Source organism: Rhodanobacter aciditrophus (assembly GCF_050026795.1).
Taxonomy (GTDB): domain Bacteria; phylum Pseudomonadota; class Gammaproteobacteria; order Xanthomonadales; family Rhodanobacteraceae; genus Rhodanobacter_A.
In genome coordinates this window covers 106,895-128,428 of the sequence record NZ_JALBWP010000009.1, presented here as the reverse complement: position 1 = coordinate 128,428, position 21,534 = coordinate 106,895, and the positions used below count along the sequence as shown (strand labels likewise).

The following is a 21,534-nucleotide window of genomic DNA, read 5'->3' as shown; positions in this document are numbered from 1 at the left end:
CACAGTGTTTCCCGGCATCGCGTACATCGCTCGGCGACAGTTCATTTACAATACCGGGCGGTATAGTTCACAAATATTTCCTGCTCCCCACAGGTATCCGCCATGCTCACCTCCTCCCGTCTCCTCCGCCCCCTCGCGGCCGCAGCGCTGGCCTTCGCCGCCCTGCCGGCCGCCGCCGCCCATGTCGAGCTGCAGGCAGGCCGCAGCTACATGGACAACCGCGCCGCCAATACCGTGTTCGTCGAAAGCGTGTTCGCCGCCCGCCCGCTCGGCAACACCGGCATCAACTGGGCGCCCGACCTCTCGCTGGGCTGGATCAACGGCCGCGACATCGGCCGCTACCGCCACGCCCGCTATGGCACCCGCGACGCGATCTGGCTGGCCGCCGGCGGCGTGCGCCTCAACCTGGGCGGCCCGGACGACTGGTACCACCACTTCTTCTACAGCTTCCAGGTTGCCCTGCACAGCGGCCGCACCCAGGCGCTCAGCAGCGCCTACGAATTCGTCAGCACCGCGGGCTGGCAGTGGCGCCATTTCAGCCTGCAGGTCCGCCACATTTCCAACGGCAAGCTGCATGAGCCGAATCGTGGCGAGACGATGGCGCTGGTGGGCATGGGCTTCGATCTGTAGGCGATCGTCGACTGCCGCGCCCCACACGACAACGGCCCCGAGCGGGGCCGTTGTCGTGTGGGGCATCGCCAGTCAGTGTCCGCCGCCCACCGGTCTGGCCTTGGGCGTGAACGGCGGCTTGGCGAGGAAGATCACCACGATCAGCGCGATGAAGATCCAGCCCAGCACGTGGAACACCTCGTTGAACGAGATCTGGAAGCTCTGCTGGGTGATCATGCCGTTGAGCACGGTGGCGCCACGCTGCGGGTTGCCGTGGCTGAGCTGCTCGAGCGCATGCTGCGCGGCCGGGTTGTAGGGAGTGATGTGCTCGGTCAGCTGCTCGTGGTGGGTCACCGCGCGGCGCGTCCACATCAGCGTGGTGATCGAGGCGGAGAAGCTGCCACCCAGCGTGCGCAGGAAGGTGGCCAGGCCCGAGCCGGAGGCAATCTCGTTGGTCTGCAGGTCGGACAGCAGGATGGTCAGCGTCGGCATGAAGAACAGCGCCACGCCCAGGCCCTGCCACAGCTGCACCATCGCCACGTGGTAGAAGTCGATCTGCAGGTAGAAATCCGCCCGCATGAAGCAGGTGCCGCCCATCACCAGGAAGGACGCCGCGGCGAGCAGGCGCAGGTCCATGCGCGTGGCGTATTTGCCCACGAAGAACGTGAGCAGCACCGGGATCACGCCCAGCGGCGCGGTGGCGAAGCCGGCCCAGGTGGAGGTGTAGCCCAGGTTCTGCTGCAGCCACAGCGGCACCAGCAGCGCGATGGAGAAGAACGCCGCGTAGCCGAGCACCATCGCCAGCGTGCCGGTGGTGAAGTTGCGGTGGCGGAACAGCTTGAGATCGACGATCGGATCCTTGTCGGTGAGCTCCCAGATCAGGAACACCGCCAGTGCGACCGCGGAGACGATGCTGGCGATGATGATGAACTGCGAGTTGAACCAGTCCTCGTCGTTGCCCTTGTCCAGCACGATCTGCAGCGCGCCCACGCCGATGATCAGGGTGATCAGGCCCACGTAGTCGACGCGCGGCCGTTCCAGCTGTTCAAGCTTCGCGCGCAGCTGGTTCGCCACCACCACGCTGGCGAAGATGCCGATCGGCACATTGATGAAGAAGATCCACGGCCAGGAATAGTTGTCGGTGATCCAGCCGCCGAGGATCGGGCCGGCGATCGGCGCCACCACCGTCACCATCGACAGCAGGGCCAGCGCCATGCCGCGCTTTTCCGGCGGATAGGTGCCGATCAGCAGGCTCTGCGTCACCGGATACATCGGCCCGGCCACCGCGCCCTGCAGCGCGCGGAACAGCAGCAGCATGCCCATGCTCTGCGACACGCCGCACATGAACGAGGTGAGCGAGAACAGCAGCGTGCACCATACGAACAGCTTCACCTCGCCGAAGCGGCGGGTGAGGAAGCCGGTCAGCGGCAGCGAGATCGCCATGCTCACCGCGAACGAGGTGATCACCCAGGTGCTCTGGTCGTTGCTCACGCCGAGGTTGCCGGCGATGGTCGGCAGCGAGACGTTCGCGATGGTCGTGTCCAGCACCTGCATGAAGGTGGCCAGCGACAGGCCGATCGTGGTCAGCGCGAGATTCGGTGGACGGAAGTGGGTGCTCATGGGGTCGGTCGATGCGATGGGTTAACCCCTCCCCCTGCGGGCAAGGGGAGGCTGGCGGGGTGAAGCCCTGCGGTCAGCAGCACCCCACCCCGACCCTCCCCTGCGCGCAGGGGAGGGTGCCGCGTTGTGCTACCTGGAATTGCCCGCCATGTTGGCGTGGATGATCTGCGCGATCAGCGCGTCGGCCTTGGCCGACTGCCGCTCGTACACGTCGGTGCTGAAGGCCGGCTGGGTCGGCGGCTGCTGTGCGAGCATCGGGCCGCTCTGGTCGTGCAGGTTCACCTCCACCGCGAGCGACATGCCGATGCGCAGCGGGTGCCGGTCGAGCTGGGCGGGGTCGGTGAACACCACGCGCACCGGGATGCGCTGCACGATCTTGATCCAGTTGCCGGTGGCGTTCTGCGCCGGCAGCAGCGAGAACGCGCTGCCGGTGCCGATGCCCAGGCTCTGCACCTTGCCCTGGTACTTCACCGCACCGCCGTAGACGTCGGATTCGATCGTCACCGGCTGGCCGATGCGCATGTGGGTGAGCTGGGTCTCCTTGAAGTTCGCGTCGATCCACACCTGGTGCAGCGGCACCACCGCCATCAGCGGCGCACCCGGCGCCACGCGCTGGCCGAGCTGCACCGAACGCATCGCCACGTAGCCGGTGACCGGCGCCACCAGGGTGGTGCGCTCGTCGTCGAGGTATGCCGCGCGGAACTTCGCGGCGGCGGCCTGCACATCGGGGTGCGAGGCCACCACGGTGTCGTCCACCAGCACCTTGCTGGTCTGGTACTGCTGCTCGGCGGTGACCAGCGCGCTCTGCGCGGCGGTCAGCTCGTCGCGGGCGTGCGACAGTTCCTCGGCGGAGATCGCGCCGGACTTCGCCAGGCCCACGCGGCGGTCGTAGTCGGCCTTGGCCTTGGCCACCGCGGTCTGGCGCGCCGCCACGATCGCCTGCTGGCCGCTGACGCTGGAATACAGGCCGCGCACCTTGCGCACGGTGGCGGCAAGGTTGGCCCTGGCCTCGGCCAGCGCCACGTCGGCGTTGGACTTGTCCAGCTTCACCAGCACGTCGCCCTGCTTCACCAGGTCGCCGTCGTCGGCGCCGATGCTGACCACGGTGCCGGGGATCTGCGGCGTGAGCTGCACCACGTTGCCGCCCACGTAGGCGTCGTCGGTGCCCTCGTACCAGCGGCCGTCGAGGAAGTACCACAGCGCCCAGGCGATCGTGGCAAGCACCACGACCGCGCCGAGCGCGCGCAACAGGAAGCCGCGGCGCTTGTTGTTCTGCGGCGGCTGGACGGCCGGATTGGCGGCCGCGGTGGGATTCTGGCTGGACATGGGGCTGCCTCAGGAATGGTGTGCGGATGCGGGGGAAACGGATGCGGTCGGCGCCGGCAGCTGCTGGCCGGCGCCGGGGCGGTATCCACCGCCCAGGGCCTGGATCAGCTGCACCGACTGGTCGGACTGCTGCGCCTTGAGCGCGGCCATGCGCTGTTCGGCCACCAGCAGCTGCTGGCGCACGCTGAGCGCTTCGAGGTAGCTGCCCACGCCGGCTCGGTAGCGCTGCTCGGCGAGCTTCCAGGCGTCCTGCGCGGCGGTCAGCGCGCGCTGCTGCGCTTCGGCCTGCTGCTGCAGCGACTGCAGCGCGTCGACGTCGTCGGCGACCTCGTTGATCGCGCGCACCAGCGTCTGGTTGTACTGCGCCACCGCGAGGTCGTACTGCGCGTCCTTGCCGGACAGGTTCGCGCGCAGCCGGCCGCCGTCGAAGATCGGCAGGCTCACCGACGGCGCCACGCTGTAGAAGCGCGCGGGCAGCTGGAATAGGTTCTCGCCGCCCACCGCGATCAGGCCCGCCATCACGCCGAGGCTGAGGTTGGGCAGGAATGCGGTCTTCGCGGCCTTGATGTCCTTGCCTGCGGCGTTCACGTGCCAGCGCGCGGCGACCACGTCGGCGCGATGGCCGACCAGATCCACCGGCAGGTCGTCCGGCACGGCGAGTTCGGCGGGTGACAGCAGCTGCGGACGGCCGATCTCGCGGCCGCGGTCGGGGCCCTTGCCCAGCAGCACCGACAGTGCCGACTGCGCGGCGTCGATCGCGCGGCTGGCCACCGCCAGCTGCTCCTCGGCGCTGGCGACTTCGGCGTCGCCGCGCTTCAGCTGCAGCTGGTTGTCGATGCCGGCGGCCACGCGCTGCGCGGTGAGCTCGCGCGCGGTCTGGGCGCGCTGCAGCTCGGCCTTGGCCAGATCCTGCTGCGTGTACGCGTAACCGAGCTGCACGTAGGCGCGCGCCACGTTGGCGGACAGTTCGATGCGTGCGGCGCGGGCGTCGACCTCGGCGGCGCGGGCCTGGCCAAGCGCCGCCTCCCAGGCGGCGCGCTTGCCGCCCCACAGATCGATGTCCCACCTGAAGCTGCCGTAGACGTACTTGGCCGGCGCCACGTGGCCGCGACCCAGGCTGGGCACGGTGGTGGGAATGCGCGCCTCGGCCAGGCTGCCGCCTACGTTGAGGCTGGGCTGCCGCGCCGCGTCGGCGATGCCGGCGGCGGCCTGCGCCTGGCGCGCGCGGGCGTCGGCCACGGCGAGCGTCGGATTGTCGGCCAGCGCTTCGCCGATCAGCGTGTCGAGCTGGGGATCGCCGAGGCCGGTCCACCAGTCGGCGGCGGGCCAGGCCGCGCTGGCCGGGACGTTCGCCAGGCTGTGCGCGGCCTGCAGCGAGGACGGATCGATCGGCGTGCCGTCCGGATGCAGGCCGCCGCTGCTGGCGCAACCGGCCAGGGCGAAGGTCAGTCCGACTGCTGCCGCAAGGAGATGCAGACGCATGGGCTTTCAGTCTCGAAGCAGGAGTGGGGGAATCAGTCTTTGCTGCGGAGCGTGTGCAGTACGCGCTCCAGATAGTCGTGCAGGCGGCCGCGCTCGTCGGCGTCCAGCGAGGCTTGCGCCGCGGCCAGCACACGGTCGTTGCAGTCGGTGAGTTGCTGCCACAGCGCGTCGCCCTCGGCCGTCAGCTCGATGCGCAGCGCGCGCCGGTCCTGCGCGTGCGGGCGACGGCGCAGGTACCCGCGACGCTCCAGCTGGTCGAGCTGGCGGGTCATCGCGCCGCCGTCCAGCTCCACCGAACGGGCGAGCTCCGTGGCCGACATCGGACCCAACCGGGCCAGCCGCTTCAGTATCAGGAACTGGGTGAATTTCAGCTCCAGGCCCTTCGCCGCGATCTCCGCCTCCATCGCGCGCACGATCTCGGCGCGCACCAGGCCCAGCAGGACGCCGAGGCTTTCGCGGGAGCTGGAAAAGGCCATCGATTCGGTGTTCATGGCCGCGCATTCTATTGCCAAAAGAATATTTGTCAATGCAAATATGTAGACGGCGAATTTTGATTTGGCAAGATCAGCCGCGGCGCGATCGGCCCGCCTCCAGTTCGTCCCGCACCAGCGCCGCCAGGGCCGGGTCGCGGATCGCGAACAACTCGAACATGCCCAGTGCCTGCAGCGCGGGCAACGCGCCGAGCAGGCGGGGCTCGGTGCGGCGACGGGCCGCCTCGGGCGTGGCCGGGTCGAGCATCTCGCGGGCGCAGGCAATGAAGGTTTCCAGCGGCGAGCGGAGCGGGGCGGCAACGGACAGCTTGGACGAAGACATGAGGGCTCTCCGGTGGGGGCGCCGGGGCAGCGGACGGGGAGACAGGGAGCCGCCGCTGGCAGCGGCGCGATCCGGCAGTCGTTGCCGGACGCGGGCCAGCTTACGCATGCCGGCTGGCAAGCTGATAACGTCATTTGGTCAACAAATATCGAGAACCGGACATGGGGGCGTGGCACGAGCAGTTGTGGAGCCGCATCGAGTGCGCCGATGGTCCGCCCGTCATCGCATATTGGGACGAGGGTTCGGCGGCGAGCGAACAGGACGGGGAAACGCGCACGCACGACTGGCACCGCCACCTGCGCGGCCAGCTGTACTGCATCGAGAGCGGCCTGGTGCATGCGCGCACCCGCTACGGCTCCTGGCTGCTGCCGCCGCACCGTGCGGGCTGGATGCCGCCGGGCGAGCTGCATACGGTGAGCCTGAGCGGACCGATGAGCGGCTGGGGCCTGTTCCTCGCGCCGGCCGCCTGCGCGGGCCTGCCCGGGCGCCCGTGCGTGATCGGGGTCAGCGAGCTGCTGCGCGCGCTGGTGCGTCGCGCCAGCGAGTGGACGCTCGCCGAATGCCTGCAGCCGGATCAGGAGCGCGTGTGCGCGGTGCTGCTGGACGAGTTGCGCCGCGCCCCGCAGGAACCGCTGCACCTGCCGATGCCGGTCGACCGTCGCCTGCTGCGCATCGCCCACGCGGTGCTGAAGGCGCCGCACGACAACCGCGGCCTGGAGCACTGGGCCGGGCACGCCGGCCTGTCGGTGCGCAGCCTCAGCCGGCTGTTCCGCAGCGAGACCGCGCTGAGCTTCGCGCAGTGGCGCCAGCAGGCAAGGCTGAGCCGGGCGCTGGAACACCTCGCCGAAGGCATGCCGGTGGCGCAGGTGGCCGAGGCCACCGGCTACGCCAGTACCAGTGCGTTCATCGCGATGTTCCGCCGCGCCTGCGGCCAGTCGCCGGCGCGCTACTTCGAGCGCGCGCCGGCTTCCGCCTGAACCCGGCTCGCTCAGCGGCGGCGCTCCAGCAGTTCGTCGCGCACCATCGCGGCGAGTGCCGGGTCGCGGATGGCGAACAGGTCGAACACGCCCAGCGCCTGCAACGTGGGCAGCACGGCGAGCAGCCGCGGCTCGGCCTCGCGCCGCACCGGCTCGGGCGTCGCCGGGTCGAGCATCAGTTGGGCGTTGACCACGAAATCGGTCAGCGCATCGGATTCCGCCAGTTCGCGGCTGGCGGCTTCGCTGTCGGTGGTCAGCAAGGACATGTCGATCTCCTTCCATAGCAGCAGGGACGTGGAACGTGGCCTCGACGTTACCGGCGGCGCGCGGAGCTTCCATCCGGGAATTGCGGGGAACGGGGGCGAGGCAGGGCTGCGCGTTGCACGCAGCCGCGGGATGTCCCGGCCCGACAGGGGCCGTCCATGACGGACGGGCCGGGACATCCGTTGGATCTGTGGGGTAGCGTCACCATAAAGCCATGGCCGGCGCCATGGGGAGACAGCTCCGGCTGCTGGTATTCCCACTACCACCCGACATCGCACGCATGCAGCATTCCCGGCAACGCAACGAGTTGAAGGCTTTCCTGCGCGCCCGGCGCGCTGCGCTCGCACCGGAGGCGGTGGGGTTGCCGCGCGGCGGGCGCCGGCTCACCCCTGGCCTGCGCCGCGAGGAGGTGGCCGCGCTGGCCGAGGTGGGCGTCACCTGGTACACGTGGCTGGAGCAGGGGCGCGCGATCAACGTCTCCGCCGCGGCGCTGGCGCGCATCGCGCGGGCGCTGCGGCTGGATGCCACCGACGAGGCCTACCTGTTCGCGCTGGCGGGGCTGGCCCGTGCGGAGCCGGTGCGCAATCACGTCGTGCTGCCGCCCACGGTGCAGGGCGTGCTGGACCTGTACCAGGCGCCGGCCTTCGTGCTCGACCCGGTGTTCGACCTGCTGGCGTACAACGCGATGGCCGACCGGCTGTACCGGTTCGGCGAATTTCGCGGCCGCTTCGCCGCCAACCACCTGTGGAACGCGTTCATGAACCCGGCGCGGCGGAGCCTGTACGAGCCCTGCTACGAGCCGGGCCTGCTCAACCTGCTCGGCATCTTCCGCGTGAACCAGGCGGCGCACCCGGACGACCCGCGCTTCGACGCGCTGATCGACGCGCTTGCCGCGGCCAGCCCCCTTTTCCGCTCCCTGTGGCAACGCCACCACGTCGCGCCGCTGACGGCGTGGATCGCGCATTTCCGCCACCCGGAGTTCGGCGAGGTGCGCGTGCACTCCAATCGTTTCCCGCTGCGCGACGCCGACGGCACCGCCAGCGGCGCCACCGCGTTCTTCTTCGTGCCGGAGGACGCGGCGACCGCGGCCAGCTTCGCGCGCATCGCGCACCGCCTGCGGCGCCCCGGCGAAGCGGAGGCCGAGCTGGCCGGCGCATAAGCGGCGTTTATCGTCTCCATCATCAAAAACGTCTTGGCTTATCGCCGCGCGCGGGCCTAGCATGCGCCGACGCCGATCCGCGCCGCCACCAGTCGAGGTCGCCATGTTCCGTCCGCTGCTTTCCGGTCTGCTCGTGCTCGGCCTGCTGCCCGCCACCGCGATGGCGGCCGACAACCAAGCGCCTGTCATCACCGCCACCGGCGCGTTCCACCCGGTGCCGCACGCCACGTTCCTGCCCGACCGCAACGCCACCTACAAGGTGGTCTTCGCCATGACCAAACCCAGCGGCAAGCCCGATCAGGTCAACCCTGCGCTGGAGCGGGTGGCGCGCACGGTGAACCTGTACGCCGCCTCGGGCGTGCCGCTCGACCACCTGAAGTTCGTCGCCATCGCCTACGGCCCGGCCACCGCGCTGGTGCTGGATGACGCGCACTACCGTGCGAAGTTCGGCGTGGCGAATCCCAACCTGGCCGCGATCGCGCAGCTGCACAAGGCGGGCGTCACGGTGGCGGTGTGCGGGCAGGCGGTGGTCGAGAACCATTTCGAGAACGCCTGGGTGGCGAAGGACGTGCAGGTGGCGCTGTCCGCGCTCACCACGATCACCGAACTGCAGCAGCAGGGCTATGCGCTGATGCCCCTGTAAGAGGCATCAGCCGGGCCATGGATGGCCCGACGTCGACCAGGCGCGGCGCGCGCCTGGTCGAACGGAGCCGAGTCCTGCCAAGCCGGATTCGGCGAACTTGAAATGCGCAGGACGCGCATTTCAAGCATCCGGCAAGCGCTCTTGCCCTGCTTTTGCTGTTGCGCTGGGGAACATCGATGAAGCAAACAAAACCGTGGCTGGCCGCCATCGCGCTGGGCGCACTCTGCGCCACCGCCCACGTCGCCGCCCAGACCAAACCCGGCTACCTGCCCCCCTGGAACCCGCCGCCGGAAGGCATGCAGTTCAGCGTGCCGCCGTTCGACGCCATCGCCGACCTGCACGGCGACGTGGTCGATCCGCAGCTCACCGTGTTCTTCGCCGGCAACCAGTTCATGGTGGTGCACGACCTGGTCGCCGCTTTCAAGCAGGCGCACCCCGAGTGCAGGCGCGTGTTCGTGGAAACGCTGCCGCCCGGCATCCTGGCGAAGCAGATCGAGGGCGGCACGCTGGTGATGGGCAACCTGCGCCTGGCGCTGAAGCCGGACATCTTCACCGCGGGCAAGGGTTCCATCGAACGCCTGCAGAAGCAGCACGGCTGGTTCGCCGCCACCGCCGACTACGCGCGCAATCCGCTGGCGATCCTGGTGGCCAAGGGCAATCCGAAGCACATCGAGGGGCTGCGCGACCTCGGCCGCCCCGACGTGCGCGTGAGCATGCCGAACCCCGCGTGGGAAGGCATCGCGAAGCAGATCGAGGCCGGCTACCGCAAGGCGGGCGGCGAGGCGCTGGACCACGCGGTCATGGTGAGCAAGGTGCAGGACGGCAGCACCTTCCTCACCCACATCCACCACCGGCAGTCGCCGCTGCGCGTGCTGCAGGGCGAGTCGGACGCAGCGCCGGTGTGGTCCACCGAGGCCTACTTCCAGCAGCAGATCCTGCATCACCCGGTCGAGACGGTGGCGATTCCCGCCAGCCAGAACGTCACCGCCACGTACACCGCCGCGCGCATGAAAGCCGCGCCCCATCCGCAGGCGGCGAAGGACTTCCTCGCCTTCATGCAGAGCCCGGCCGCGCAGGCGATCTACCGCAAGTACGGCTTCCAGCCGCCGAAGTGAGCGCCTGACGATGCGCCCGCTGCACGTCGCGATCGCACTGCTGCCGCTGGCCGTGGCACCGTCCGTCGCGGGCGCCATCGACGCGGCAACCATCGTGCGCCAGGGCAACGGCAAGGGCGCCGCGCCCTGCATGGCCTGCCACGGCGTCGCTGGCGGTGGCATGGCGGTCAACGGCTATCCCCGGCTCGCCGGTCTCGATGCCGCCTACATCCAGCGACAGCTCGACGACTTCGCGAACGGCACGCGCGCGAACCCGGTGATGCAGCCGAACGCGAGCGCGCTCGACGAGGACGAGCGCGCGGCCCTGGCGAAGTATTACGGCGCGCTGCCGCTGCCCGCGCACGCTGCCGTTGCGCCGCCCATCGACGGCGACGGCGCGAAGCTGGCGACGAGCGGCGACTGGAGCCGCGGCCTTCCCGCCTGCGTGCAATGCCACGGCCCCGGTGGCGTGGGCGTGGGCGTGAACTTCCCGCCGCTGGCCGGCCAGGGCGCCGCCTACATCGCGTCGCAGTTGCGGGCATGGCAGCAGGGCACGCGCCGCAACGACCCGCTGCAACTGATGCAGCACGTCGCCAAGCGACTCACACCGCAAGAGGTCGATGCCGTGGCGGGCTGGTTTGCCGCGCAACCCTTGCCGGCCAGGAAGGGCGCGCCATGAAGTCGTCGACCATCGCGCTGCTCGGCGCACTGACGCTCGCCGCCTGCTCGGCGCAGACGCCCGGGGCGCCGGCCGCAACGAGAAATCCGCCGGCTGCCGCGGCCAGCGTGGCGCAAGCCGCCAAGGCCGTGCCGACGCCGGCCGCGGAACCCGCGTTCACGCCGCCGCCCGAATCGGCGATCCCCGCCGGTCCGCTGGGCGACGAGATCCGGCTGGGCCGCGCGATCTTCACCGATACGCCGCGGCACGCCCGCGCCTACGTGGGCAACGGCCTGAACTGCAGCAACTGCCACCTCGACGCGGGCCGCCTGGCGAATTCCGCGCCGCTGTGGGGCGCGTGGGGCGTGTATCCGCAATACCGCAAGAAGAACAACCGCGTGAACAGCTTCGGCGAGCGCCTGCAGGGCTGCTTCCGCTTCAGCATGAACGGCACGGCGCCGCCGCTGGACAGCGACGTGATCGTGGCGCTGGAAACCTACGCGTGGTGGCTGTCGAAGGGCGCGCCGACGGGCGTGAAGCTGGCCGGCGCGGGTTATCCCAAGCAGGGCTTCAAGCCGCCGCAGCCGCCCGACTACGCGCGTGGCGCCGCGGTCTACGCGAAGAACTGCGCGCTGTGCCACGGTGCCGACGGCCGGGGCCAGCAGGTCGACGGCCGCAACGTGTTCCCGCCGCTGTGGGGCGCGCAGTCCTTCAACTGGGGCGCAGGCATGCACCAGCTCGACAATGCCGCCGCCTTCATCAAGGCCAACATGCCGTTCAGCCGCGGCGGTACGCTCGGCGACCAGGACGCCTGGGACGTGGCGATGTACATGGATGCCCACGAGCGCCCGCAGGACCCCCGCTATGCCAGCGACGTCGCCGCCACCCGCGCGAAGTACCACGACACGCCGATGTCGCTGTACGGCACCACGGTGAACGGCCACCTGCTCGGCAGCGAGCCGGCGAAATGAGCGCGGCGGTACACCGCGTCACTCCCGCATTCGGCGTGGCCGCGCAGCTGCAGGCGGACGACATTGCCGCGCTGGCCGCGCAGGGCTGGCGCAGCCTGGTCTGCAACCGCCCCGACGGCGAGGCGGCGGATCAACCCGCCAGCGCCGAACTCGCCCGGGTCGCCGCGGCACACGGGCTCGCGTGGCGCCACCTGCCCGTCGTCTCCGGACAATGGCGCGACGCCGACGTGGCTGCGTTCGCCGAGGCGCTGCGCACGCTGCCCGCGCCGCTGCTGGCGTTCTGCCGCAGCGGCACGCGCTCGATCCACCTGTGGGCGCTGGCGATGGCGGACTCGCTGGAGGCGGGGAGCATCGTGCGCCTCGCCGCCGACGCGGGTTACCCGCTCGACGCCGCGGCCCTGCGCCGCCGCGGGGCATCCTGATGCCGGCTGCGGATCTGCTGGCGCTGGCCTGTGGTGCGCTGGTGGGTTTCTCGCTGGCGCTGATCGGCGGCGGTGGCTCCATCCTCGCGGTTCCGATGCTGCTCTACGTGGTGGGCCTGCCCGACCCGCACCTGGCGATCGGCACCAGTGCCGTGGCGGTGGGCGCCAATGCATTCGCCAACCTGGTGCCGCACGCGCGCGCCGGTCACGTGCGCTGGCCCGCCGCGCTGGCGTTCGCGGCGGCCGGCGTGCTGGGCGCATTTGCCGGCTCCACGCTGGGCAAGCGCGTGGATGGCCACCATCTGCTCGCGCTGTTCGCGTTGCTGATGCTGGTGGTGGCGGCGCTGATGCTGCGCGGCCGGCATGGCGGGGTGGAGAGCCGCTATCCGAAGCCGCGGCTGTATCCGCGATTGGGCGCCGCCGGGTTCGGCGCCGGCGCGCTGTCGGGTTTCTTCGGCATCGGCGGCGGCTTCCTGATCGTGCCGGGGCTGATGTTCGCCAGCGGCATGGAGATCATCGCCGCGATCGGCAGTTCGCTGGTCGCGGTGGGGGCGTTCGCGACCACCACCGCGATCAACTACGCCGCCTCGGGCCTGGTCGACTGGCGCGCCGCGGCGCTGTTCGTGGCCGGCGGCGTGGGCGGCGGCTGGCTGGGCGCGCGCCTCGCGTGGCGGCTGGCGCGCACGCGGGGCGCGCTCAACCGCGTGTTCGCGCTGGCCGTCGCGGTGGTGGCGGTGTACATGCTGGTGCGCAACCTGCATCCGTGAGCGTCGCTTGCCGAACTGCGGTCCGCTTGAGTTTTCCACCACCGCGAAACCCCGTGGTCCGGCCTCGCCGCCGCGCCCGACGCCGCCGGTTTCCCCGCGCAAGCGCGGCCGGCGCCCGATGCCTTGCGGTGTCCGGCACCAGGCGCCGGCCTGGATGACCTGCTGGCGTCACCGGCGCCTCGAACCGCCGTGGACCATCCTCGACCCGTTCAGGCGGCGACCGGCGCGTTGCGCAGGTAGCCGTCCGCCTGGTTGCGCAGGGCCGCCTGGCAGGCCGGCCGCGCCTCGCAGCGCTTGAGGTAGGCGTCGAGCGGCGGAAACTCCGCCACCAGGTCCGTGTGGCGGATGAAGCGCAGTACGGTCGCCATCAGGATGTCGGCTGCGGTGAAGCGGCCAAGCAGGTACTCGCGGCCGTCGAGCCACCCGGACAGCGCGGCCAGGCGGGCCTTCGCCTCCTCGACTGCGCCCGGACGGCGCAGCTTCGTCCACGCCTCGTCGCCGTGCAGCTGGTCGAGCACGAACAGGTTCCACAGCGGCGGCTCGACGGTGTTGAGCGCGGCGAACATCCAGGCCAGCGTCTCGGTACGCAGGCTGGGCGGCATCAGCGCTTCGCACTGTTCGGCGATGCCATGGACGATGGCGCCCGATTCGATCAGGGTCCCGCCATCGGTCTCGAGCGCGGGCACCATGCCGAAGGGATGCCTGCTGCGGTAGGCCTCGGAATTCCGTTCGTCGATGTCGATCCACCGGCTTTCGTAGGCAAGCCCCGCCTCCTCCAGCGCCCAGCGCACGCGCAGATCGCGCACCAGCCCCTGGGCAAAGGGCGGTACCCAGCTGAAGCCCCACACAGCGACCTTCTTCATCCCGTTTCTCCTCGTGTTCGTGTCGTGCCATCGCCGTTCGTCGCCGGCGCCGGCGCCTGGCGGCCGTGGGATAGACTGCCGCCGGGCCATCGACGGGTGGGAGTGACAAACGTGGCGGGATTCGGAAAGCCTGCTCCATGCCTGCACGGCGCGGCGGATTGAGCCCGTCCCGATGGATTCGCTGATCACCGCCGCGGCCCGCGCACTGGCGGCGGGCGATCCGCTGGGTGCGCTGAACCGCGTCGCGCTGCGCGACGACCCGCCCGCGCTGGCGTTGCGCGGCATCGCGCTGGCGCAGCTCGGCGACTTCGCCCTTGCCAGGGCGTTGCTGCGCCGCGCGGCGCGTGCCTTCGGTCCGAGCGAAGCCGTGGCCCGCGCCCGCTGCGTGGTGGCCGAAGCCGAAGTGGCGCTGGCCGCACGCGAACTCGGTGCGCCGACGCACGTGCTGGAAACGGCGCAGGCCACGCTCGAGGCGCACGGCGACCACGCGAACGCCGCCCATGCGCGTTACCTGGGCGTCCGTCGGCTGCTGCTGCTCGGGCGCATCGACGCCGCCGCTCGCGCGCTCGCCGCGCTCGATCCCGCGCGCAGCCCGCCGTCGCTGCAGGCCATCCATGCGTTGCTGCAGGCGGGCATCGCCATGCGCCACGTGCAGGCACGGATCGCCCAGGCGGCGCTCGGCCGCGCCCGGGATGCCGCACGGCGCGCCGGCATTCCCGCTCTGATCGCGGAAGTCGAGCAGGCCGCGCTCGCGCTGGCCGCGCCGGCGGCGCGGCGGATCGAGCACGGTGTCGCGCAACCGCTGCGGCTGCATGACGTGGAAGCCCTGCTGGGCTCCGGCGCGCTGGTGGTGGACGCCTGCCGGCATGCCGTGCACGCGGGCGATGCGACCGTGCCGCTCGCCACGCGGCCGGTGCTGTTCGCGCTGGCCCGCAGGCTGGGCGAAGCCTGGCCGCACGACGTACCGCGGGATGTGCTGATCCGGCACGCCTTCCGTACGCGATACGCCGACGAGACGCACCGCGCGCGGCTGCGCGTCGAGATCGGGCGGCTGCGCGCGCTGTTGCGCGACATTGCCGGATTGCGCGCGACCCGGCATGGGTTCGTGTTGTCGCCGCGCCATGCTGCCGCAGTGGTGGTGCTGGCGCGACCGGTCGAGGAAGCGCATGCGGCGGTGCTGGCGCTGCTCGCCGACGGCGAGTCCTGGTCCAGCTCGGCACTGGCGCTGGTTCTCGGCACCAGCCAGCGCAGCGTGCAGCGTGCACTCGACGCACTGGCGGCGGACGGCAAGGTGCAGCCGCTCGGCCATGGCCGGGCCCGCCGCTGGACGATGCCGCCGATGCCGGGATTCGCGACCGCCCTGTTACTCCCCACGCCGCTGCCGGGCGACTAGGATGCGCGCATGAAACGAAGCAAGGCCGAGATCCTCCACGAATACGGTCCCTACCCGGACATCGACCGCGTGGGCGGCGTGTGTTTCGATGGCGAACAGCTCTGGATCGCCAGCGGCGACCGCCTCGACGCCATCGATCCGTCCAGCGGCGAGAGGAAGCAGTCGCTCGCGGTAGCCGCGCATGCCGGCACCGCGTTCGATGGCCGTCACCTGTTCCAGATCGCCGAGGACCGCATCCAGAAGATCGACCCGCTGAGCGGCGAGATCCTCGCCACCCTGCCGGCACCCGGCGGCGGCAGTGATTCCGGGCTGGCCTGGGCCGAGGGCAGCCTGTGGGTGGGCCAGTACCGCGAACGCAGGATCCACCAGGTCGATCCGGCTACGGGCGCGGTGCTGCGCACGCTGGAGTCCAACCGCTTCGTCACCGGCGTGGCCTGGATCGACGGCGAGCTGTGGCACGGCACCTGGGAAGACGACGGCAGCGAACTGCTGCGGATCGATCCCGCCACCGGCACGCCGCTGGAGGCCGTGGAGATGCCGCCGGGCATGGGCGTGTCGGGACTCGATGCAGATGGCGAGCGCTTCTATTGCGGCGGCGGCCGCAGCGGCCGGCTGCGCGCCGTGCGTCGCCCGCCGCGCGGCTGAGGCGTCACTCCCCGCGCCGCTTCACGTAGGTGTCGAACAGCTCGTCGACGCGGCGGTACTCGTCGTACCAGTCGTCGGCGTGCTTGAAGTCGTGGCGCTCCAGCGGGTACAGCGAGATCCAGAAGTTCTTCTTGTGCAGCTCGACGAAGCGCTGGTACAGGCGGATCGAGTCGCTGGCCATCACGTTGTCGTCGATCAGGCCGTGCTCGATCAGCAGCGGGTCCTGCAGGTGCTCCGCGTATTCGATCGGCGAGCTGGTCGTGTACGCCCCGGGGTCGAGCTGCGGGTCGTTGAGGATGTTCGAGGTGTATTCGTGGTTGTAGGTGGCCCAGTCCGCCGGCGGACGCAGCGCGGCGCCCGCCGCGAACTGGCCCGGCGCGCGCAGCAGCGCCATCTCGGTCATGAAGCCGCCGTAGCTGCCGCCATAGATGCCCACCCGCTTCGGGTCGACGCCGTGGTGCTTCACCAGCCAGGCCTTGCCGTCGAGCAGGTCTTCCAGTTCGGGATGGCCCATGTCGCGGTAGATCGCGTCGCGCCAGTCGCGGCCGTAGCCGGCGGAGCCGCGATAGTCCATGTCCAGCACCACGTAGCCCTGCTGCACCAGCAGGTTGTGGAACATCTGTTCGCGGACGTAGTACGTCTCCTGCTTCGACACGTCCTGCAGGTAGCCGGCGCCGTGCACGAAGATCACCGCGGGGCGCGAGGCGGGCGCGTCGGTTTCGCCCGCGGGGCCGTAGTACTTGGCATGGACCACGCCGGCGCCGTGCGAGGAGGGCACCTCGACGAACCGCGGCTGGATCCAGTGATGCGCGGTGTACGCGCTCTTCATGGTGTCGGTGAGTTCGCGCGGCGTGCCGCCGGCGGCCGGTTGCACGGCGAGCTGGTCGAGCAGGTAGGGCGCGGAGTGCAGCACGGCGAGCCGGCTGCCGCCGGGCGACAGCGTGAAGCCGTCCACGCCTTCGTAGTGCGTCACCCGGGTCAACGAACCGCCGCCGGCGGGCATGCGGTAGACGTCGTAGCTGTACGGCGCGACCTTGTTCGCCAGCAGGTAGAACCAGCGGCCATCGGGGCTGAGCGCCGGCATGCTCACCTCGAAGCGGCGGTTGTCGGTGAGCGCCTTCGCCTTGCCGTCCAGCGGTTTCGCGTACAGGCGCGACCAGCCGCTGGCCTCGGAGAGGTACCACAGCGTGCGGTTGTCCTTCTCCCAGCCGAAGTCGTTGAAGCTCCAGTTGATCCAGGCGTCGTCGTGCAGGCGGTCCTGCGGCACCAGCGTGTGGCGGGCGAAGTCGACGGTGGCGAGCCAGCGATCCTTGTTGTCGATCGCGCGCAGCTGCACGGCGGCCTGGCTGCCGTCGGCGCTCCACGCGATGCCGCCGCCGTTGCTGTCGCTGTCGACCGGGGCGATGGTGACCGGGCGCACCGCCGGCGCCTGCAGCGCCTTGGCCTCGTCGGCGTGCCCGGCCTTCTCCAGCGCGGCGATCGTCCGCGCGCGGATGGCCTTGAGCGGGTCGTCCTTGATGCCGGGCAGGTTGCCGGTGGCAAGCGGCCAGACCTTGTGTGCGGCGAGGTCGAGCAGCAGCAGCGACTGCGGCGCGGGATCGTTGCGGCCGGCGTAGGTGCGCGCCTTCTGCACCTCGGTGTAGCCCGAGTCGGTGACGTAATGGATCACGTCAGGCGCCTTGCCGCCTTCGTGGTGCGCTGGCAGGGTGACCACCAGCATCCAGCGGCCGTCGGGCGACAGCTCGGTGTCCACCGCCTTGACCTTGTCGCCCAGCCAGAACGGCTGCGGCGCGCGGCCGGGGTCGGCGGCATCCAGCGCATCCTGCTGCGCGCGGTGCGCGTCGCGGTCGGCCTTCAGCTCGCGCAGCGTGCCGAACAGGGCGAGCTGGCGGCGTTCCAGCTCGTCGGGCCGTTTCGCCTGCGGGTCGTCGGCGAACTTCAGGATGGCGGCGGGCGAGGTGACGCCGCTGGCGAGGTCGTAGCGGTACCAGTCGTTGCCGTCGCGGAACTGCAGCGCGCGGCCGCCGGCGGAGAACTGCGGTGCGGACTCGGCCTGCGGCGTGCGCGTCACCTGCACGCGGCGGTTCGACGCGAGGTCGACCAGGAACACGTCTCCGTGCAGGACGAAGGCGGCCCGACGGTGGCTGCGGTCGTACACGGCGGAGCCGTCGGCCTGCGCCATCGCGGCGGGGGCGAGCCTGGTGCCGGCGCCACCGGCGGCGTTCACCCGGTAGAGGTCGCGCACCGTGTCGCCGTCGCGCTTCAGCGAGTAGTAAAGGTTGCGGCCGTCCACGCTCCAGTACGGGTTCTCCACCGCGTGGCCGATCCAGTCGGGACTGGCCATGACCTGCTCCAGCGTCAGGTCGCCGGCGAGGACCGGCATGGCGGCAAACAGGAGCGCGGCGACAAAGGCGGTACGGCGCATGGCGGTTCCTGCGACAAAAGGCCGAGCATAGCCGAGCGCGCCGGCCAGCCGATTCCTCCTGTGCCGAAAGTCAGGTGCACCTGCAGCCGGCTGGCGCTACGCTCGAGCGCCTCGCCGCCGTCCGGAGAATCCGCATGCGCATCGTGCTGGCCTTCTCACTCGTGCTGTTTGCCGCCGCGGCCTCCGCCGGACAGCAGACACCGCCGCGCGCCCGCAAGGACGTATCGCTGATCGGCAGCCACATGCCGCAGCCGCCCGCTTCGCCGCGTGACGACGACGCCACCGTGCTGCATGGCGTGCGCGTGGCCGACCCGTACCGCTGGCTGGAAAACGCCGGCGCGCCGGCCGTGCAGCGCTGGATTGCCGCACAGAACCATTACACCGACTACATGGTCGCGGCGATGGCGGACGGCAGCGCGATGAACGAGCGCGTGCGGCAGCTCGCCATCACCTCCACCACCCGCTCCGGCCCGTTGCTGGCCGGCGGCACGCTGTTCTACCTGCAGGAGACGCCGCCCGAGCCGCAACCGCAGCTGATCGCGCAACCGTGGCCGGACGGCAAGCCGCGCGTGCTGGTGGATCTCGATGCGAATGGCGGCAATACCGCGATCACCGGCTACTGGCCCTCGCCCAGTGGCCGCTACCTCGCCTACGGCACCGCCGAGGGCGGCAGCGAGCTGACCACCATCCGTGTGCTCGACGTGGCCAGCGGCAAGATCCTGCCCGACGCCCTACCCTGGGCCGGCGGCGGCACCACGCCGCAGGGCCTGGCCTGGGACGCGGGCGAAAAGGGCTTCACCTACGTGCGCTTCCCGCGGCCGCCGGCGGGGCACGAGGTGGTGCAGTTCCATGCGGCGCTGGTGCACCACGTGCTGGGCGAGGCGGCCGCGCAGGACGTCGCGGTGTTCGGCAAGGATTACTCCAGGGTGGCCGAATACCGCCTGCTCTCGTCGCCCGGCGCGAAGCAGCTTGCCGTGCTGGCCAACGTGGGCGACGGCGGCCCCGCCGAAGTGTGGCTGCGCGAAGGCGATGCCTGGAAGAAGGTGCTGGGTGCTGCCGCCGACGTGCGCTTCGCGGACTGGTTGGGGCAGCGTCTGGTCGCGGCCAGCTTCGCCGGCGCGCCGCGCGGCAAGCTGCTGGCGGTGGGTGCGGGCGGCAAGGCGCATGAGTTGCTGGGCCAGCGCGAAGGCGCGCTGCAACAGGTGGCGCCGGTCGCCGGCGGCTTCCTGGTGGTGCGCAGCTGGGGCCCGGACTGGTGGGTGGAGCAGTACGACCGGGCCGCTAAGTTCGTGCGCCGCCTGCCGCTGCCCGCGCATGGCATCGGCATCGGCGGCATCGCCGCCGAGCAGGGTCAGGGTCGCGCGCTGATCGACTACGGCGGCTGGACGCTGCCGTCGCGCTGGGCCGAATACGACGCGACGGCCGGCACGCTGAAGACCCTGTTCGAAGTGCAGCCCGCCGCCGATTACTCGAAGGTGGAGGCGTACCGCATCGACGGTACCTCGAAGGACGGCACCCGGATCCCGGTCACCGTGCTGGCCATGCGTGGCGTCACGCCGGACGGCGCGCGGCCCGTCATCCTCTACGGTTACGGCGGCTTCGACATTCCCGTGGCGCCGCACTTCGTGGGCCCCGAGCTGGCCTGGCTGGAGCGCGGCGGCGTGCTGGCGTTCGCCAACATCCGCGGCGGCAACGAGAACGGCGAGCTGTGGCACGAGCAGGGCCAGCGGCTCGACAAGCAGAACGTGTTCGACGACTTCCACGCCGCCGCGCTGGCGCTGGTCGATACACACTGGACCGACCGCAGGCACCTCGGCATCCTCGGCGGCAGCAACGGCGGCCTGCTGATGGGCGCGCAGGTGGTGCAACACCCCGGCGACTACCGCGCCGTGGTGAGCATGGTGGGCATCTACGACGTGATCCGGCACGAGACCGAGTTCGCCAACGGTGCCTACAACGTGCCCGAGTACGGCACGGTGGCCAACCCCGCACAGTTCAAGGCCACGCTGGCGTACTCGCCGCTGCAGAACGTCAAGCCGCACACCGCCTATCCCGCGGTGCTGATGACCACCGGCGCGAACGATCCGCGCGTGGCGCCGTGGCAGTCGCGCAAGTTCGCCGCGGCGCTGCAGAACGCCACCACGTCGGGCCGGCCGATCCTGCTGCTCACCCGCATGGACGCCGGCCACGGCATCGGCGCGCCGTTTTCCCAGCGCGTGGGCAACACCGCACTGATGCTGACGTTCTTCGCGCAGGAGCTGGGGCTGCCTTCGAAGTGAACGATGTCCCGGCCTGAGCAACTCCGCTGGCGCCGGCGGTGGGCCGATCGGCGCGCGCTTAGCCGCCGCGGAACTCGCGCCGGTACAGCGACGGTGTGGTGTGCAGCGCCGCGCCGAAATGCTGGCGCATCGACAGCGCGGTGCCGAAGCCGGCGCGTTCCGCGATGCGCTCGACCGGTTGCGCGGTGGTTTCCAGCAACCGCTGCGCCAGCGCCAGCCGCTGCGCCAGCAGCCACTTGCCCACGGTGGTGCCGGTGTGACGGCGGAAGTGCCGGGTGAAGCTGCGCCGGCTCATCGCGGCGCGCGCGGCCAGCGAGTCGAGGCTGTGCGCTGCGTCGAGGTGGCGCATGGCCCAGTCCAGCGTCTTCGTCAGCGGCGTGTCGCGCGCGGCCGCCAGTACCGGCTGCTCGATGTATTGCGCCTGGCTGCCCTGTCGGTGCGGTGGCACCACCAGGCCGCGCGCCACGCGGTTCGCCGCTTCCGCGCCGAGGCGGCGGCGCAGCACGTGCAGGCAGCAGTCGATGCCGGCGGCGGTGCCGGCCGAGGTGAGCACGTCGCCCTCGTCCACGTACAGCACGCCGGGATCGACCCGCACGCGCGGATAGCGCTGCGCGAAGCGTGCGGCCCAGCGCCAGTGCGTGGTGGCGCGACGGCCGTCGAGCAGGCCGGCCTCGGCCAGCACGAAGGCGCCCACGCACAGCCCGACCACCAGTGCGCCGCGCGCGTGCGCCCGCCTCAGCGCGGCCAGCAGCGCCTCCGGCGGCGTCTCGCGCGGATCGCGCCACGACGGCACCACCACGATGTCGGCCCAGGCCAGCGCGCGCAGGCCATGCCGCGCAACGATGCCGAAGCCGGCCTGGGTGTGCAGCTCGCCGGCCTCGGCCGTGCACACGCGCAGCTCGAACGACGGCGTCTCGCTGCCGGAGGTCTCGCCGAACACCGCGCACGGCACCGACAGGTGGAACGGCCGGATCCGGTCGAACGCCACCACTGCCACGCGTGTCCTGGCCATGCCGATGCCCTCGTACCGGATTGGCCCGATTCTAACCAAAACTGGCAATCAGGCCACTGCTGCCGCAACCCGCGGGCGCGGATCATGGCGGCACCGGGACAAGCCGTCCCAT

21 protein-coding genes are annotated in these 21,534 nt (G+C 71.0%); 12 read left to right on the top strand and 9 right to left on the bottom strand.

Features of this window, described 5'->3' with window-relative positions; translation table 11 throughout:
- Nucleotides 1–102: 102 nt before the first annotated feature.
- On the top strand, nt 103–630 hold the full coding sequence (locus tag ACQGNW_RS03720; RefSeq protein WP_426661761.1) for an acyloxyacyl hydrolase: 528 nt from the start codon (nt 103–105) through the stop codon (nt 628–630).
- A 72-nt stretch (nt 631–702) separates the two neighbouring features.
- On the opposite strand, the gene ACQGNW_RS03715 is transcribed toward ACQGNW_RS03720, so the two are convergent.
- From ACQGNW_RS03715 to ACQGNW_RS03695, 5 genes are all read right to left on the bottom strand, one after another.
- Nucleotides 703–2,229, bottom strand: coding sequence for a DHA2 family efflux MFS transporter permease subunit (locus tag ACQGNW_RS03715; protein WP_426661759.1), 1,527 nt, complete (start codon nt 2,227–2,229; stop codon nt 703–705).
- A gap of 129 nt (nt 2,230–2,358) precedes the next feature.
- The gene (locus ACQGNW_RS03710) at nt 2,359–3,555 is read right to left on the bottom strand and encodes an HlyD family secretion protein (RefSeq protein WP_426661757.1); all 1,197 of its coding nucleotides are present in this window, start codon (nt 3,553–3,555) and stop codon (nt 2,359–2,361) included.
- A gap of 9 nt (nt 3,556–3,564) precedes the next feature.
- A complete protein-coding gene (locus tag ACQGNW_RS03705; protein WP_426661756.1) occupies nt 3,565–5,037 on the bottom strand; it encodes an efflux transporter outer membrane subunit in 1,473 nt (490 codons plus the stop codon).
- A 32-nt stretch (nt 5,038–5,069) separates the two neighbouring features.
- The gene (locus ACQGNW_RS03700; RefSeq protein ID WP_426661754.1) at nt 5,070–5,528 is read right to left on the bottom strand and encodes a MarR family winged helix-turn-helix transcriptional regulator; all 459 of its coding nucleotides are present in this window, start codon (nt 5,526–5,528) and stop codon (nt 5,070–5,072) included.
- Nucleotides 5,529–5,601: 73 nt separating this feature from the next.
- Nucleotides 5,602–5,850, bottom strand: coding sequence for a hypothetical protein (locus ACQGNW_RS03695; protein ID WP_426661753.1), 249 nt, complete (start codon nt 5,848–5,850; stop codon nt 5,602–5,604).
- Nucleotides 5,851–6,011: 161 nt separating this feature from the next.
- Between ACQGNW_RS03695 and ACQGNW_RS03690 the strand changes: the two genes are divergently transcribed.
- Nucleotides 6,012–6,827, top strand: a complete 816-nt coding sequence (locus ACQGNW_RS03690; RefSeq protein WP_426661751.1) for an AraC family transcriptional regulator — start codon at nt 6,012–6,014, stop codon at nt 6,825–6,827.
- Nucleotides 6,828–6,838: 11 nt separating this feature from the next.
- Here ACQGNW_RS03690 and ACQGNW_RS03685 read toward each other — a convergent pair whose 3' ends face one another.
- Nucleotides 6,839–7,093 (bottom strand): hypothetical protein, encoded by a 255-nt coding sequence (locus ACQGNW_RS03685; protein ID WP_426661749.1) that lies wholly within the window; start codon nt 7,091–7,093, stop codon nt 6,839–6,841.
- A 278-nt stretch (nt 7,094–7,371) separates the two neighbouring features.
- Here ACQGNW_RS03685 and ACQGNW_RS03680 point away from each other — a divergent pair, with 278 nt between their 5' ends.
- From ACQGNW_RS03680 to ACQGNW_RS03650, 7 genes are all read left to right on the top strand, one after another.
- Nucleotides 7,372–8,250: a helix-turn-helix transcriptional regulator gene (locus ACQGNW_RS03680; protein WP_426661747.1), complete on the top strand. Its 879-nt coding sequence runs from the start codon at nt 7,372–7,374 to the stop codon at nt 8,248–8,250.
- A 103-nt stretch (nt 8,251–8,353) separates the two neighbouring features.
- The gene (locus ACQGNW_RS03675; protein ID WP_426661745.1) at nt 8,354–8,893 is read left to right on the top strand and encodes a DsrE family protein; all 540 of its coding nucleotides are present in this window, start codon (nt 8,354–8,356) and stop codon (nt 8,891–8,893) included.
- A 176-nt stretch (nt 8,894–9,069) separates the two neighbouring features.
- Entirely contained in the window at nt 9,070–10,008 is a 939-nt protein-coding gene (locus ACQGNW_RS03670) for a molybdate ABC transporter substrate-binding protein (RefSeq protein WP_426661743.1), read from the top strand.
- Between the two features lie 10 nt (nt 10,009–10,018).
- Nucleotides 10,019–10,666: a c-type cytochrome gene (locus ACQGNW_RS03665; RefSeq protein ID WP_426661742.1), complete on the top strand. Its 648-nt coding sequence runs from the start codon at nt 10,019–10,021 to the stop codon at nt 10,664–10,666.
- A complete protein-coding gene (locus tag ACQGNW_RS03660) occupies nt 10,663–11,616 on the top strand; it encodes a c-type cytochrome (protein WP_426661741.1) in 954 nt (317 codons plus the stop codon). The genes ACQGNW_RS03665 and ACQGNW_RS03660 overlap by 4 nt, the downstream gene beginning before the upstream one ends.
- Nucleotides 11,613–12,038, top strand: a complete 426-nt coding sequence (locus tag ACQGNW_RS03655) for a protein tyrosine phosphatase family protein (RefSeq protein ID WP_426661739.1) — start codon at nt 11,613–11,615, stop codon at nt 12,036–12,038. Before ACQGNW_RS03660 ends, ACQGNW_RS03655 begins: the two co-directional genes overlap by 4 nt.
- Before the next feature lie 14 nt (nt 12,039–12,052).
- On the top strand, nt 12,053–12,805 hold the full coding sequence (locus ACQGNW_RS03650) for a sulfite exporter TauE/SafE family protein (protein ID WP_426662022.1): 753 nt from the start codon (nt 12,053–12,055) through the stop codon (nt 12,803–12,805).
- Nucleotides 12,806–13,014: 209 nt separating this feature from the next.
- Here the strand turns inward: ACQGNW_RS03650 and ACQGNW_RS03645 are convergent, their stop codons facing one another.
- Nucleotides 13,015–13,668, bottom strand: a complete 654-nt coding sequence (locus tag ACQGNW_RS03645; RefSeq protein ID WP_426661738.1) for a glutathione S-transferase family protein — start codon at nt 13,666–13,668, stop codon at nt 13,015–13,017.
- 172 nt (nt 13,669–13,840) lie between these two features.
- On the opposite strand from ACQGNW_RS03645, the gene ACQGNW_RS03640 reads away from it, so the two are divergent.
- The gene (locus tag ACQGNW_RS03640) at nt 13,841–15,061 is read left to right on the top strand and encodes a helix-turn-helix domain-containing protein (protein ID WP_426661736.1); all 1,221 of its coding nucleotides are present in this window, start codon (nt 13,841–13,843) and stop codon (nt 15,059–15,061) included.
- Nucleotides 15,062–15,070: 9 nt separating this feature from the next.
- On the top strand, nt 15,071–15,706 hold the full coding sequence (locus tag ACQGNW_RS03635; RefSeq protein WP_426661735.1) for an NHL repeat-containing protein: 636 nt from the start codon (nt 15,071–15,073) through the stop codon (nt 15,704–15,706).
- A gap of 4 nt (nt 15,707–15,710) precedes the next feature.
- Here ACQGNW_RS03635 and ACQGNW_RS03630 read toward each other — a convergent pair whose 3' ends face one another.
- A complete protein-coding gene (locus tag ACQGNW_RS03630; RefSeq protein WP_426661734.1) occupies nt 15,711–18,131 on the bottom strand; it encodes a S9 family peptidase in 2,421 nt (806 codons plus the stop codon).
- Between the two features lie 134 nt (nt 18,132–18,265).
- Between ACQGNW_RS03630 and ACQGNW_RS03625 the strand changes: the two genes are divergently transcribed.
- The gene (locus tag ACQGNW_RS03625; protein WP_426661733.1) at nt 18,266–20,410 is read left to right on the top strand and encodes a prolyl oligopeptidase family serine peptidase; all 2,145 of its coding nucleotides are present in this window, start codon (nt 18,266–18,268) and stop codon (nt 20,408–20,410) included.
- A gap of 58 nt (nt 20,411–20,468) precedes the next feature.
- On the opposite strand, the gene ACQGNW_RS03620 is transcribed toward ACQGNW_RS03625, so the two are convergent.
- Complete coding sequence (locus ACQGNW_RS03620) at nt 20,469–21,422, bottom strand: GlxA family transcriptional regulator (protein ID WP_426661732.1); 954 nt, start codon at nt 21,420–21,422, stop codon at nt 20,469–20,471.
- Between the last annotated feature and the right edge of the window lie 112 nt (nt 21,423–21,534).

Coding starts and splice junctions, on each gene's coding strand:
- ACQGNW_RS03720 (WP_426661761.1), top strand. CDS start 103: ATGCTCACCTCCTCCCGTCTCCTCCGCCCCCTCGCGGCCGCAGCGCTG.
- ACQGNW_RS03715 (WP_426661759.1), bottom strand. CDS start 2,229: ATGAGCACCCACTTCCGTCCACCGAATCTCGCGCTGACCACGATCGGC.
- ACQGNW_RS03710 (WP_426661757.1), bottom strand. CDS start 3,555: ATGTCCAGCCAGAATCCCACCGCGGCCGCCAATCCGGCCGTCCAGCCG.
- ACQGNW_RS03705 (WP_426661756.1), bottom strand. CDS start 5,037: ATGCGTCTGCATCTCCTTGCGGCAGCAGTCGGACTGACCTTCGCCCTG.
- ACQGNW_RS03700 (WP_426661754.1), bottom strand. CDS start 5,528: ATGAACACCGAATCGATGGCCTTTTCCAGCTCCCGCGAAAGCCTCGGC.
- ACQGNW_RS03695 (WP_426661753.1), bottom strand. CDS start 5,850: ATGTCTTCGTCCAAGCTGTCCGTTGCCGCCCCGCTCCGCTCGCCGCTG.
- ACQGNW_RS03690 (WP_426661751.1), top strand. CDS start 6,012: ATGGGGGCGTGGCACGAGCAGTTGTGGAGCCGCATCGAGTGCGCCGAT.
- ACQGNW_RS03685 (WP_426661749.1), bottom strand. CDS start 7,093: ATGTCCTTGCTGACCACCGACAGCGAAGCCGCCAGCCGCGAACTGGCG.
- ACQGNW_RS03680 (WP_426661747.1), top strand. CDS start 7,372: ATGCAGCATTCCCGGCAACGCAACGAGTTGAAGGCTTTCCTGCGCGCC.
- ACQGNW_RS03675 (WP_426661745.1), top strand. CDS start 8,354: ATGTTCCGTCCGCTGCTTTCCGGTCTGCTCGTGCTCGGCCTGCTGCCC.
- ACQGNW_RS03670 (WP_426661743.1), top strand. CDS start 9,070: ATGAAGCAAACAAAACCGTGGCTGGCCGCCATCGCGCTGGGCGCACTC.
- ACQGNW_RS03665 (WP_426661742.1), top strand. CDS start 10,019: ATGCGCCCGCTGCACGTCGCGATCGCACTGCTGCCGCTGGCCGTGGCA.
- ACQGNW_RS03660 (WP_426661741.1), top strand. CDS start 10,663: ATGAAGTCGTCGACCATCGCGCTGCTCGGCGCACTGACGCTCGCCGCC.
- ACQGNW_RS03655 (WP_426661739.1), top strand. CDS start 11,613: ATGAGCGCGGCGGTACACCGCGTCACTCCCGCATTCGGCGTGGCCGCG.
- ACQGNW_RS03645 (WP_426661738.1), bottom strand. CDS start 13,668: ATGAAGAAGGTCGCTGTGTGGGGCTTCAGCTGGGTACCGCCCTTTGCC.
- ACQGNW_RS03640 (WP_426661736.1), top strand. CDS start 13,841: ATGGATTCGCTGATCACCGCCGCGGCCCGCGCACTGGCGGCGGGCGAT.
- ACQGNW_RS03635 (WP_426661735.1), top strand. CDS start 15,071: ATGAAACGAAGCAAGGCCGAGATCCTCCACGAATACGGTCCCTACCCG.
- ACQGNW_RS03630 (WP_426661734.1), bottom strand. CDS start 18,131: ATGCGCCGTACCGCCTTTGTCGCCGCGCTCCTGTTTGCCGCCATGCCG.
- ACQGNW_RS03625 (WP_426661733.1), top strand. CDS start 18,266: ATGCGCATCGTGCTGGCCTTCTCACTCGTGCTGTTTGCCGCCGCGGCC.
- ACQGNW_RS03620 (WP_426661732.1), bottom strand. CDS start 21,422: ATGGCCAGGACACGCGTGGCAGTGGTGGCGTTCGACCGGATCCGGCCG.